Origin of the sequence: Rahnella sp. PD12R (assembly GCF_019200965.1) — a bacterium.
Lineage (GTDB): Bacteria > Pseudomonadota > Gammaproteobacteria > Enterobacterales > Enterobacteriaceae > Rahnella > Rahnella laticis.
Genome location: NZ_JAHTMS010000004.1, coordinates 342,322 through 355,028, shown reverse-complemented (window position 1 = coordinate 355,028; position 12,707 = coordinate 342,322). Strand labels below are relative to the sequence as shown.

14 protein-coding genes and 1 other RNA gene are annotated in these 12,707 nt (G+C 52.3%); 4 read left to right on the top strand and 11 right to left on the bottom strand.

Features of this window, described 5'->3' with window-relative positions; genetic code table 11:
• The first annotated feature begins 53 nt into the window (after positions 1-53).
• On the top strand, positions 54-923 hold the full coding sequence (gene rsmI / locus KWG64_RS10895; RefSeq protein ID WP_152327315.1) for a 16S rRNA (cytidine(1402)-2'-O)-methyltransferase: 870 nt from the start codon (positions 54-56) through the stop codon (positions 921-923).
• A 25-nt stretch (positions 924-948) separates the two neighbouring features.
• Positions 949-1,327, top strand: an RNA gene (gene rnpB / locus KWG64_RS10890) — RNase P RNA component class A.
• Positions 1,328-1,403: 76 nt separating this feature from the next.
• On the opposite strand, the gene KWG64_RS10885 is transcribed toward rnpB, so the two are convergent.
• Positions 1,404-2,108: a pirin family protein gene (locus KWG64_RS10885; protein ID WP_195815562.1), complete on the bottom strand. Its 705-nt coding sequence runs from the start codon at positions 2,106-2,108 to the stop codon at positions 1,404-1,406.
• Positions 2,109-2,218: 110 nt separating this feature from the next.
• Here KWG64_RS10885 and KWG64_RS10880 point away from each other — a divergent pair, with 110 nt between their 5' ends.
• The gene (locus tag KWG64_RS10880) at positions 2,219-3,124 is read left to right on the top strand and encodes a LysR family transcriptional regulator (protein ID WP_195825202.1); all 906 of its coding nucleotides are present in this window, start codon (positions 2,219-2,221) and stop codon (positions 3,122-3,124) included.
• Between the two features lie 52 nt (positions 3,125-3,176).
• Here the strand turns inward: KWG64_RS10880 and KWG64_RS10875 are convergent, their stop codons facing one another.
• The 10 genes from KWG64_RS10875 to KWG64_RS10830 all read right to left on the bottom strand — a co-directional run bounded on the left by KWG64_RS10875 (position 3,177) and on the right by KWG64_RS10830 (position 10,273).
• The gene (locus KWG64_RS10875) at positions 3,177-4,163 is read right to left on the bottom strand and encodes a glutathione S-transferase family protein (protein ID WP_218521897.1); all 987 of its coding nucleotides are present in this window, start codon (positions 4,161-4,163) and stop codon (positions 3,177-3,179) included.
• Between the two features lie 133 nt (positions 4,164-4,296).
• Positions 4,297-4,689 (bottom strand): DoxX family protein, encoded by a 393-nt coding sequence (locus tag KWG64_RS10870; RefSeq protein WP_101074992.1) that lies wholly within the window; start codon positions 4,687-4,689, stop codon positions 4,297-4,299.
• A 242-nt stretch (positions 4,690-4,931) separates the two neighbouring features.
• Entirely contained in the window at positions 4,932-5,216 is a 285-nt protein-coding gene (locus KWG64_RS10865; RefSeq protein ID WP_152327310.1) for a YqjK-like family protein, read from the bottom strand.
• Positions 5,213-5,620, bottom strand: coding sequence for a phage holin family protein (locus tag KWG64_RS10860; protein WP_152327309.1), 408 nt, complete (start codon positions 5,618-5,620; stop codon positions 5,213-5,215). Before KWG64_RS10860 ends, KWG64_RS10865 begins: the two co-directional genes overlap by 4 nt.
• Positions 5,621-5,622: 2 nt before the next feature.
• Positions 5,623-5,925, bottom strand: a complete 303-nt coding sequence (locus tag KWG64_RS10855) for a YqjD family protein (protein WP_218521896.1) — start codon at positions 5,923-5,925, stop codon at positions 5,623-5,625.
• A gap of 136 nt (positions 5,926-6,061) precedes the next feature.
• Positions 6,062-6,439: a DUF1090 domain-containing protein gene (locus tag KWG64_RS10850; protein WP_152327307.1), complete on the bottom strand. Its 378-nt coding sequence runs from the start codon at positions 6,437-6,439 to the stop codon at positions 6,062-6,064.
• A gap of 129 nt (positions 6,440-6,568) precedes the next feature.
• Positions 6,569-6,940 (bottom strand): EnvZ/OmpR regulon moderator MzrA, encoded by a 372-nt coding sequence (gene mzrA / locus KWG64_RS10845; RefSeq protein ID WP_255562154.1) that lies wholly within the window; start codon positions 6,938-6,940, stop codon positions 6,569-6,571.
• Positions 6,941-6,951: 11 nt separating this feature from the next.
• Positions 6,952-7,632, bottom strand: a complete 681-nt coding sequence (locus tag KWG64_RS10840) for a DedA family protein (protein WP_195815567.1) — start codon at positions 7,630-7,632, stop codon at positions 6,952-6,954.
• 381 nt (positions 7,633-8,013) lie between these two features.
• Positions 8,014-8,790 (bottom strand): transcriptional regulator ExuR, encoded by a 777-nt coding sequence (gene exuR, locus KWG64_RS10835; RefSeq protein ID WP_152327304.1) that lies wholly within the window; start codon positions 8,788-8,790, stop codon positions 8,014-8,016.
• Between the two features lie 190 nt (positions 8,791-8,980).
• Positions 8,981-10,273: an MFS transporter gene (locus KWG64_RS10830; protein ID WP_195815568.1), complete on the bottom strand. Its 1,293-nt coding sequence runs from the start codon at positions 10,271-10,273 to the stop codon at positions 8,981-8,983.
• A 957-nt stretch (positions 10,274-11,230) separates the two neighbouring features.
• Here KWG64_RS10830 and uxaC point away from each other — a divergent pair.
• Complete coding sequence (gene uxaC / locus KWG64_RS10825) at positions 11,231-12,643, top strand: glucuronate isomerase (protein ID WP_195815569.1); 1,413 nt, start codon at positions 11,231-11,233, stop codon at positions 12,641-12,643.
• Positions 12,644-12,707 lie beyond the last annotated feature (64 nt).

Sequence of the window (12,707 nt, the reverse complement as noted above, 5' to 3'; positions counted from 1 at the left end):
CAGTGATGTTTTTTCAAGATGCTCAATATTAAATCGGCAATCCGGATGAAACAATGAATCAAGACGATCAAGCAGATATTTCTGCCTCAACGCTGTATATCGTACCGACGCCAATTGGCAATTTAGGGGATATTACCCAACGCGCGCTGGCCGTACTCAACAGTGTAGATTTGATTGCCGCAGAAGACACCCGCCATACCGGATTGCTGCTGCAACACTTCGCGATCAGTGCCAAAATGTTCCCGCTGCATGACCACAACGAACAGCAGAAAGCCGAGCATTTACTGGCGAAATTGCAGGAAGGCCAGACTATCGCGCTGGTTTCTGATGCCGGTACGCCGCTGATTAACGATCCGGGTTATCACCTCGTGCGCCGCTGTCGTGAAGCGGGTATCCGTGTCGTGCCTTTGCCGGGGGCATGTGCTGCTATTACCGCGTTGTGCGCCGCCGGTTTGCCCTCTGACCGTTTCTGTTACGAGGGGTTTCTGCCTGCCAAAACCAAATCCCGTAAAGACACTTTACTGGCGCTGATCGAAGAGCCGCGCACGCTGATCTTCTATGAATCCACGCATCGTCTGATCGACAGTTTGCAGGATATGGTCGAAGTCTGGGGGCCGCAGCGTTATGTGGTGCTGGCGCGCGAACTGACCAAAACCTGGGAAAACATTCACGGCGCGCCGGTCGGCGAACTGCTGGCATGGGTGCAGGAAGTGGAAACCCGCCGTCGTGGCGAAATGGTGCTGATTGTGGAAGGCCATAAAGTCGATGTGGAAGCGTTGCCCGCTGAGGCACTGCGTACGCTGGCGCTGCTGCAAAAAGAGTTACCGTTGAAAAAGGCCGCCGCGCTGGCCGCAGAAATCCACGGCGTGAAGAAGAACGCGTTGTATAAATACGCGCTTGATGAGCAAGAGGGTGACAAATAGGGCGTAATACCCTATTATCCGCCGCGGAGTTGACCAGACAGTCGCCGCTTCACTGCCGTCCCTTTCGGGGGAGACAGGTGGAGGGGAGGAAAGTCCGGGCTCCATAGGGCAGGGTGCCAGGTAACGCCTGGGAAGCGCGAGCTTACGACAAGTGCAACAGAGAGCAAACCGCCGATGGCCCACGCAAGTGGGATCAGGTAAGGGTGAAAGGGTGCGGTAAGAGCGCACCGCGCGGCTGGCAACAGTTCGTGGCAAGGTAAACTCCACCCGGAGCAAGGCCAAATAGGGGTTCACATGGTACGGCCCGTACTGAACCCGGGTAGGCTGCTTGAGCCAGTGAGCGATTGCTGGCCTAGACGAATGACTGTCCACGACAGAACCCGGCTTAACGGTCAACTCCCTCGTCAAAAGAAAGCCCGCGCAGGTTACTGCGCGGGCTTTCGCCTTTCTGTTATCCGTAAAATCCGTTAACCGCGAATGTTAAACCGGCATGTCGATCAGCAAAGCGCGTAACGGCGTGCTGGCAGAAACAGTCAGGCTGTTTTCCTGATGAATAAACGCCCCGTCGCCGCAGGCCAGTTTTTGTGATTCGTGGCTGACCGCGCCCAGCGCATCAACTTGTCCGTGAATCGATTGCAGATACGCCCGCGGGCCGCGAATTGGCAGGGAAATCTGTTCACCCGGTTTTAAATCCAGATGATGTATCCAGACATTTTGCCGCAATTGCAGGCTGCCGTTTTCGCCGTCCGGTGATGCCAGCAGGAAATGTTTTGCATCCGGCAGCGTCATTTTCTGGGTTAGCGGATTTTCATGCTCGGGGCAGGCATCCAGCCATAACTGCATGCGCGTCAGCGGCTGGTTCGCGCGGGTATTCAGCTCGCTGTAACTGACGTTTGCCTGCGTGGAAAGCAGCGCCGCTTCACCGGCTTCGACCCGCACGCTGTTACCTTCGCTGTCGCGGTATTCCGCCGAGCCCTGTAAAACCAGATTCAGAACATCAACGCGCGGATAAGTCCGTGGCTGGAAACTCGCACCCGGCGCCAGCACTTCCTGATTCAGGACGCGCAGCGACGCATAGCCCATCAGCTTCGGATCAAAGTAATGTCCAAAGGAGAAAGTGTAACGTGCCTGCAGCCAACCAAAGTCAGCGGTGCCGCACTCTTTTGCCGTTCTGCTGGTGATCATGGCGGTCGCCTCTCTTAAAAATTTCGATGTATAAATGGTAAGCGTCTGGACGTGTGATTGTTAGCCAGTTAATCTGGTCGCTATATTCAAATTTCCTGACAGAGAAAAGAATGGCTAAGGATCGCGCACTCACACTGGAAGCATTACGGGTCATGGATGCGATTGACCGCAGAGGAAGTTTTGCCGCCGCCGCTGATGAGCTGGGCCGCGTCCCGTCTGCATTGAGCTACACCATGCAAAAGCTGGAGGAAGAGCTGGACGTGGTGTTGTTTGACCGTTCAGGTCATCGGACAAAATTCACCAATGTGGGCCGGATGCTGCTTGAGCGTGGCCGTGTGCTGCTCGAAGCCGCCGACAAACTGACCGTCGATGCCGAAGCGCTGGCACGTGGCTGGGAAACTCACATCACGATCGTTTGCGAAGCCTTATCCCCGGCTGCGCAGTTATTCCCGCTGATTGAAAAGCTGGCGCTGAAAGCTAACACGCAGGTTTCGCTGATTACCGAAGTGCTGGCGGGGGCGTGGGAGCGTCTTGAGCAGGGGCGTGCGGATATTGTCATCGCGCCCGATATGCATTTCCGTTCCTCGACAGAAATTAACAGCCGCAAACTTTACAAGCTGGTCAGCGTTTACGTGGCTGCGCCGGATCATCCGATTCATCTGGAAGCCGAGCCGCTTTCTGAAGTCAGCCGTGTGAAATATCGCGGGATTGCGGTGGCGGATACGGCGCGTGAGCGCCCGGTGCTCACCGTGCAGTTGCTCGATAAGCAACAACGTCTGACGGTCAGTACCATCGAAGAAAAACGCAAAGCGCTGCTGGCCGGATTGGGCGTCGCGACGATGCCTTATCCGATGGTTGAACAGGATATTGCCGAAGGGCGTTTGCGGGTGGTCAGTGCGGAATATAACCGTGAAACCGACATCATTATGGCGTGGCGTCGCGACAGCATGGGCGAGGCAAAAGCCTGGTTCCTGCGCGAAATTCCACGGTTGCTGGCGACGCGCGAAGCGAAGTGAATCAACGTGACGGGCATTCTTCCCCTTTCAGAAAGGAAGAATGCCCGAGCGATTAGCTGAAGCGGGTATCGCGGCCGTGCGGTGAATCTAAATCCTGCGCCGGCCCGGTAGAGATAATTCCGTAAGGGTTAATCGTGGCGTGGCTGCGGTAATAGTGATTGCGGATATGCGCAAAATCCACGGTTTCACGAATTCCCGGCATCTGGTAAATATCGCGCAGGAAACCGTAAAGATTCGGATAATCGCTGATGCGGTGACGGTCGCATTTGAAATGCGTGACGTAGACCGGATCAAAGCGAACCAGCGTGGTCCACAGACGAAGATCGGCTTCGGTGAGCTTATTGCCTGTCAGATAACGGTGTTTACCCAGTAATTCCTCAGCGCGCTCCAGCGCATCAAATACGCCATTCACTGCTTCGTCGTATGCGTCCTGAGAGGTCGCAAAACCGGCTTTATACACGCCGTTGTTAATCTGCGGATAGATCCATTCATTAATCGCGTCGATCTCAGTGCGCAGGTTTTGCGGGTAATAATCGCCCGCTTTCGCGCCAGTTGCATCAAAAGCACTGTTGAACATACGGATGATGTCTGAAGATTCGTTGCTGACAATCGTCTGCTGCTTTTTGTCCCACAGGATCGGCACGGTCACGCGGCCTGTGTAATCATTCTGCGCACGCAGATAAATTTCATACGCATAATTCAGGTGATACAAATCATCGCCGGTAGCGGCCGGGAAATCGGTTCCGAACGTCCAGCCGTGTTCCAGCATCAGCGGATGTACGACGGAAACAGGGATAATGTCTTCGAGCCCTTTCAGGGCGCGCATCAGCAGTGTCCGGTGTGCCCACGGACAGGCCAGTGAAACATAAAGATGATAGCGGTCGCGCTCAGCGGTAAAACCGCCGACGCCGTGCTCGCCCGGTGCGCCATCGGGTGTGATCCAGTTACGGAACTGCGCCGCAGAACGTTTGAAATGACCGCCGGTAGATTTGGTGTCATACCAGGTGTCCTGCCATTTGCCTTCGACCAGTTGTCCCATGATATTTTCCTTACTGTCAGTGATCTTTCAGAATTAAAAAGGGCGAGGTGATTAATCACATCGCCCTGCAGGTGCTTTTTATTGTCTTATTTAATTATAGCCTGGTTACAGCGCCCTGGTGCCGGAGCAGCGATTACCAGTTTTTCTTGATCAGACGGTCGATGCTGAATGCGCCCGGGCCTGAAGCGAACAGGACGAAGAAACCGCCAGCGATGGACAGGTTTTTCATGAACATCATCTGGTTCACGCCCTGTGCAAAATCAGTGTGGAAGATCAGCGCCGTCAGGATGGTGAAGATGGCTGTGATCAGCGCAGTAGTACGGGTGAAGAAACCGAACAGGATTGCCAGACCGCCGCCAAATTCCAACAGGATAGTTAGTGGCAGGAAGAAGCTTGGAACGCCCATGGACGTCATGTAACCCGCAGTTGCGGTGTAACCGTTAATTTTTCCCCAACCGGCAACGATGAACAGAATTGGCATCAGGATACGGGCTACCAGTAAAGCTGTGTCTTGTAACTTAGTCATTTTCTTCTCCAAAACGTAGTGTGCTCAAATTGAGCTTAAAGTGTTACCGGTCCGGTCAGAAAATGTTTCTCGCCGTTACCGCATCAGTTGATGACGAGATAATAAGTCGAACGATTACGCTTTGTTAGCAAGTAAAACTGTTGGAATGATTCAAATAAATTGAACGGCGGAAGGATTGTTATTCAAAAAGAAAAGGGTCGGATGAATAATCACCCGACCCTTTGATGTGAATGTCGCTAAGCTTATTTGCTGGCGAAAGTCTTGCGGAACAGCCGGACGGTGCCCCAGATGCCAAATGCCCGCCGTGACCAGCGCACAATGCTGCTGGGATGGCGGATGCCGTAGACGGCAATCAGGCTGGAACCCACGACCAGATACTTACGCATATCCACGATTTTCACCCAGCCGCGATCAATTTTCGCTGTGGCATCCAGCCAGTCAGAACCCGCCTCAGAAAGCTCGGCGCGCTGGCGCTCAATCTGGCGCAGAAGTCTGACTTTTTCGATAGCGCGGTTTGGGATACTCATAGATTGTCATCCTTTTCCAGCAACGCCCGGTCGATATCCAGCTGTTTGCGGGTGAGGCTCAAAAGCGTTGAACGTTTGGCTTTTGCCAGCGTCATCGCGCCTAAAACCACAGCAAGGAACAGCAGAACACCGGTCGCCGTGCCGATCGCAATCAGGCGATATGCAGGGTCAATCGCCCAGAAAAGGAGAACCAGCAAACTCATAAGACCAAAGGCGGTGAAAATCAGGGTAATGCCAGCCATGAGCAGCAATTGGAAAATATTGGCCTTTTCCTCTTCCAGCTCAACAACCACCAGCCTGACACGCGTTTCAACCATGCCCACCACCACGGTGGCGATGCGTGAAACGATGTCAAAAAGCCCTTTACCCGGTCCTTGTGGTGCCGGTTTTATCGGTTCAGACATAATCAGCGACGGGCTAACAGAACGCCAATCACAACACCGACAGCGGCACCAATACCGACGCCTGTCCACGGTTTTTCATGTACGTAATCATCGGCTTTACCGGCGATTTCTTTGGTCTGAGTGGCAATCTTATCGCCCGTATTGCTCAGACGTTCGCGGGTGTCTTTCAGCAGGGATTCTGCTTTGCCGCGTAACTTATCGAGTTCAGCTTTCGGCTTATCGGTAGAGGTCTGAAGAACTTCTTCCAGCGTATCTGCCAATGACTTTAATTCAGCGCGCAGTTGTTCTGATGTATTACTAGCCATGTGTAAGTCACTCCATACGTTAACTGATTCGAACTTTTAACATAGCGGATATTCAGGTGATCGCAAATGCGAATTGTCTGTTTTAAAAAGCAAGATCCCGCATTAAAGCGCCCACCGGGCGCTTTAAGAAAGGGGATTACAGACCCTGAGCCTGTTTAAGTTCAGACTGTGCTTCTTCCAGTTTTTGCTGCTTTTTGGCGATTTTTTCGTGATTGCCATTCGCCTGAGCTTCTTTCAGTTCCTGCTCACGTTCGCGGACTTTCTCACGTTTTTCTTCGACACGTTTCTGGTTTTCAGCTTTAAGCCCTGCATCGGTGCAGTGCGCTTTATTCTCGCGCAGTGCTTTTTCCAAACCGTCGACGCGGTTCTCGTTTTTGTGCAGGCGGGCTTCGTCGATCTGTTTCTGAATTTCGTGCTGTTTGGTCACGCAGCTTTCTGGCTGAGGCGCAGCAAAGCTTGCGGTAGTGAATAACATTGCAGGGGCTAAAACGAGTGCAGATAAAGTGATTTTCATCGTCGGGCTTCCTTTTGATGGTTAAGTGATTGTGGCACTTATTTCCGTGAGTATAGATTTTTTGAATAACTAGCCTTGAAAGCATATCACCGACAAATGGGTAGCGATATCAGACAAATCCGCTGTCAGTTATCCAAACTTTAAACGATCACGATCCAGCTTGGTCAGCCAGGCTTTGGTATGAGGCGGTTCACAATACTGAATCACAAAGCCTGCGGGCAAAATGGTTTGCAACACGTCCTCTGCCATTTTGCGCTGAGCAGCGGAATCGAGCTGAACGACCAGACCATCTTCCAGCGGCGTAATACTTTTGATGTGAATGCCGCGCTGGGTCAGGCTCTGGTAAACATAAAAACCATCGGGCAGGGCCACGCCAGAACGTGCCGGGCGGATTTGCAGCGCGCTGGCCGGTGCGGGAAGGCGCGATATCGCCAGCCCGATCATGGCCGCGGCGGCCAGCAGAATAAACAGCGCTGGCCATATAAATGAGTGTTTTCTCAACAGGCGATTCATTATGCGCTTTTGCCTTTGTTCTGGCGGTCAGCGTGCTTTTTACGCCAGAGAACGACGATGGAACCGACCAGCCCGCCAATCAGCAAAAGCACCGGCAGCAGCATCAGGCAATTCATCACCAGATCTTCGTATTTCAGGAACAGCGGCGTTTTGCCGAGGAAATAACCTAACGAGGTCAGGATCAGGATCCAGAGCAGACCGCTCACCCAGTTGAAAAACTGGAAACGGCTGTTGCTCAGGCCCGATAAACCGGCAATTGTGGGTAGCAGGGTGCGGACAAAGGCCAGAAAACGGCCTACCAGCAGCGCGGAAAGCCCGTGTTTATGAAACAAGGCGTGCGCGCGTTCGTGATATTGCACCGGCAAATGGGCCAGCCAGCTTTGGACTATCCGGTTATTCCCAAGCCATTTTCCCTGCGCGTAACTGAGCCAGCAGCCAAGGCTGGCGGCGGTCGTCAGCAGGAAAATTGTCAGCGGGAAATTCATGGCACCTTTGGCAATCAGTACGCCCACGAGGATCAGAAGGCTGTCGCCGGGTAAAAAAGCTGCAGGCAGTAAACCGTTTTCCAGAAAGATGATCATGAATAAAATCAGGTACAACGCCCAAACCAGAGAAGGGTTGGCGAGGGTGACATAATCTTGTTGCCAGAGGGCATCGATAAGCGAGCTGATAATTTCCATCTGTCGTGTAAAACTCCATCATTTTCAGTGGGTCAGCATTGACATCAGCGGAGAATATGTCTCGACGCGGCCTGTAAGCTGATAAGGTCGCCATTTCCCTGGCGGGCTATCTGGTTTTGAATTCATCGGGGATTTACACGTTTAAAGCGCTGTTTCATGCCTCGTAAACGCGTAAAAAAACGGGTCTAACTGTAACAAAATAACAATAACTCAGACAGGTAAATATAGCGCGTTGAGACCGATCATTTAAGTCCGGCGCACGTAATGGAAAGGGGTTTTACATTGGCTGACACTACTCGACAGTGTCTGACAGGATAATGCGAAATCACGCAGAAGTGGAGAAAAGGCCGGTTGGGGGAAATTTCCGGCCTAAAGGGGAATTTATTTAGTATTCAGCAGCGGAGGATCCAGATGTACAACCGGGTTTTCTGAATAGAGATAACGGTCTACGTTAAATTCGAAATCATCACTGGTGGCGCGGAAAAGCATTTGTTTGGTGTTTTCCAGATGCTGCCACATGGCAAGTTTCGATGCATGCGGATCACGGCGAATCAGTGCTTTAAGGATCAGGTCGTGATCTTCGCACCAGCTTTCAATTGATTTCTCATCGATGTGCTCGTGCAGCTTACGCCAGTAAGGGTTATGCAACCGCTGGCTCCACATTTTTTCAACGATAGTTGAAAGCGCATTATTCTGCGTGGCCTGTGCTACCTGCACGTGGAATTTCAAATCCCATTCTGAATCACGGAAACGATCTTCCTGGCGCGCGTGCTCCTGAATTTCCATCAGGCGCATGATGTCCTGTTTGGTCACCTGCGTGGCGGCGAACTCTGCGATATTGCTTTCAATCAGCTGACGCGCCTGAAGCAGCTCGAACGGACCGGCGGTACCAAACTCGATGCCATTATCAGGCACCACCAGATGGCGCTGCTGATTTGACATCACATGAATGCCCGAACCTTTACGGACTTCCACATAACCTTCAACTTCCAGCATGATGATCGCTTCGCGCACCACGGTGCGGCTGACGTCCATCTCATCTGAAATGAGACGTTCAGCAGGTAACTTCTCGCCAACCGGATACACACCCGTTTCGATTCGTTCCTTGAGCGTGGCAGCCAGTTGTTGGTACAGGCGTCTGGTGTCTGTGGATTCCATATGAGTGCTCTTTAAAAGTAGTGAAACCTGCAAGATGCGAGTGTCGGACAGACCTGCAAACCTATTATACAACTACCAGTATACGATTTACGAAAGGTTGATGCACCGTGCATCGGCCACAAAGGCACTGGAGAAATGTGAGAAAGAGACAAACCCGGCAAAGAATTTTACCGGGTTTGTGATTGGCGGATCAGGCTTTCGCGGTTTTCAGCGGGGCCGGTACAGCTTCTACTGCGGAACGGTTCTGCAGTACGGTCCAGATAATGATGGCGCCGAGCAGGTCGAAGACGGCAAGAGCGGCAAACAGCGGGCTGAAACCGATGGTATCAGCCAGCGCACCCACCACCAGAGCAAACATGGTACTTGCCATCCACGCCGCCATCCCGGTCAGACCGTTGGCTGTCGCCACTTCGTTACGGCCAAACACGTCAGAAGACAAAGTAATCAGCGCGCCGGACAGTGACTGGTGAGCAAAACCACCGATGCACAGTAAAGCGATTGCTGCGTACGGGCTGGTGAACAGGCCGATCATGCCAGGGCCGATCATCAGGACCGCACCCATGGTAACCACCAGTTTACGGGAGACAATCAGGTTCACTTTGAAGTATTTCTGGAACAGCGGAGGCAGGTAGCCGCCGAGGATACAACCGAGGTCAGCAAACAGCATCGGCATCCACGCAAACATCGCGATTTCTTTCAGGTTAAAGCCATACACCTTGAACATGAACAGCGGGATCCAGGCGTTGAATGTGCCCCAGGCAGGCTCAGCCAGGAAGCGCGGCAGCGCGATGCCCCAGAACTGGCGGTTACGCAGGATCTGCCAGGCCGACATTTTCTTGCCGTTGGTGGTCTGGTGCTGTGCTTCCTGACCATCAAGAATGTAATCGCGTTCTTCGTTGCTCAGTTTTTTCTGGTCTTTCGGGTGTTTGTAAAATACCAGCCAGCTCAGTGCCCAGATCAGGCTCAATGCACCGGTAATGATGAAGGCGAGCTGCCAGCTGTGCATCAGGATGCACCAGACAACCAGCGGTGGCGCAATCATCCCGCCGATAGAAGAACCGACGTTAAAGTAGCCCACGGCGATAGAACGTTCTTTGGCCGGGAACCATTCGCTGCTGGCTTTCAGGCCGGCAGGGATCATCGCGGCTTCAGCCATACCAACGGCACCGCGGGCGATCGCCAGACCACCCCAGCTGCTGGCCAGCGCGGTCGCCATACAGAAGATGGCCCACATAACGGCGAACATGGCGTAACCGACTTTCGTGCCCATGACGTCAAGAACATAACCGGCAACCGGCTGCATCAGGGTATAGCAGGCGGAATAAGCGGCGATAATATAAGAATATTGCTGAGTGGTAATGTTGAGCTGAGTCATCAGCGTCGGTGCTGCGGCGGCAATGGCGTTACGTGTTAAATAGCCTAATACAGTGCCGCATGTCACCAGTGCGATCATGTACCAGCGTAACCCTTTAATCTTACCCATTTAACTCTCTCCCAGTAAATAATCCGGCAATGACAACGCACGCTGTCATGGCGTATTTCGCACCACGCTGCCTGAGCATGGGCTTCTGGCTTCCTTAAAGTGGTTTCCGGGGATATCGCCGCCAGATGATTTCACTGGGAGCGGCCCGATGTTTACGCACTGGTTTATTGTTATCTGTGCGTAAGATCCGATGAGCGTCCTGAACACCAGAATTGTTGCTTCGCCATGAGGCTGACTGCGCCTGGGAAGTGTTTTGCCCGGGCAACAGCGAAAGGACGTGGCAGGTAATCTCTGACGCTCTTGTCCGGGCGAAGCAAAGATAACTTGTCATACAGATTTAAAATTTGAATGACATCACAAAACCACATTTAATTTGTGTGCTTACTTAACTTTTTTAACTACACACTTATTTAATTGAATTTACTGAGAAAATTACTTTTTGATTGATCTTGTTCACACTTTTCCATGAAGGATTAACATCAGGTACCGGATCACTGAAACGTAATTGGTGTAACAACTTCACGGATTGATCACATTTCGTCCGCACGCTTAACGCGGGGCGTTTTGAGTACAGATTGCGCGTTTTATTACGCAGCTAATCAGAAGAACTCGATGGAATGCCGGCAGGCGCGGGGAGTAAGAGGCTGAGTAAATGGCGGCATTACGTGGAAACGGTGAAACTGGTTTTGTCACATTTGGTACGAAATAACCTGTCATACAGATTTAAAGTTTGAGTGACATCACAAAATGACACTCTGATTGTGAGGATAATAAGTACCCGTGCAGTAAGGCTTCAACGCTATTATTTTACAGAGAGTTAGTGAGTTTATTGGGTCCTGAATTGCCTGCTATTACCGGCATATACCCCTAAAAAGAGCTGGACGACAACCTGAATTGGTGTGATAACTTCGCACCATTGAGAGACAACTCTACAGATTTCATGATGAGGAACCTAAGATGGCGCAGTTTTTAACAGAAGACTTCCTTCTCGACACTGAATTCGCACGTCGCCTGTATCACGACTACGCGAAAGATGAGCCAATTTTCGACTACCACTGCCATTTGCCGCCTGAGCTGATCGCTCAGAACTACAAATTCAAAAACTTGTATGACATTTGGCTGAAAGGCGATCACTACAAATGGCGTGCGATGCGCACCAACGGTGTTCCTGAACGTATGTGTACTGGCGACGCCACTGACCGCGAGAAATTTGACGCGTGGGCCGCCACGGTTCCTCACACCATCGGTAACCCGCTTTATCACTGGACGCACCTTGAGCTGCGTCGTCCGTTTGGCATTACCGGCAAACTGCTTTCCCCGTCCACCGCAGGCGAAATCTGGGAACGCGGTAATGAATTACTGGCGCAGGACAACTTCTCTGCCCGCGGCATCATGAAACAGATGAACGTGAAAATGGTCGGCACAACCGATGACCCGATCGATTCTCTGGAACATCATAAAGCCGTCGCTCAGGACACCAGCTTTGATATCAAAGTGCTGCCAAGCTGGCGCCCGGACAAAGCGTTCAACATTGAAGCCGCCACGTTTGCGGATTACGTGAAGAAACTGGAAGCTGCGGCTGACGTTTCCATCACCCGTTTCAGCGATCTGCGTGATGCGCTGAAAAAACGTATGGATCACTTCGCGGCGCACGGTTGCAAAGTTTCCGACCACGCGCTGGACGTTGTGGTGTATGGCGAAGCGGATGATGCGACGCTGGACGGCATTCTGGCCCGCCGCCTGAACGGTGAAACGCCAACCACAGAGGAAATCGCCCAGTTCAAAACCGGCGTGTTGCTGTATCTGGCTTCTGAATATCAGCGCCGTGAATGGGTGCAGCAGTACCACATTGGCGCGCTGCGCAATAACAACACCCGTATGTTCCAGCTGATCGGCGCGGACGTCGGTTTCGACTCCATCAATGACCAGCCGCTGGCAGAACCGCTGTCTAAACTGCTGGGCGCGCAAGGTCTGGCCGGTGGTCTGCCGAAAACCATTCTGTACTGCCTGAACCCGCGTGATAACGAAGTGATCGGCACCATGGTCGGTAACTTCCAGGGTGAAGGGATGCCGGGCAAAATGCAGTTCGGCTCCGGCTGGTGGTTCAACGACCAGAAAGATGGCATGCAACGTCAGATGACACAGCTCGCCAATCTGGGCTTGCTGAGCCGTTTCGTGGGGATGCTGACCGACAGCCGCAGCTTTCTGTCTTATACACGCCACGAATATTTCCGTCGCATCCTGTGCCAGATGATCGGCCACTGGGTGGAAGCGGGCGAAGCGCCGGCAGACATCGAACTGCTGGGCAGCATGGTGAGAAATATCTGCTTCGATAACGCCAAACAGTATTTCCAGATTGAACTGAACTAAAAGCACAACGGAGCGCAGATTCCTGCGCTCCAGATAAAACACAGAAATAACAAACTATTATCCC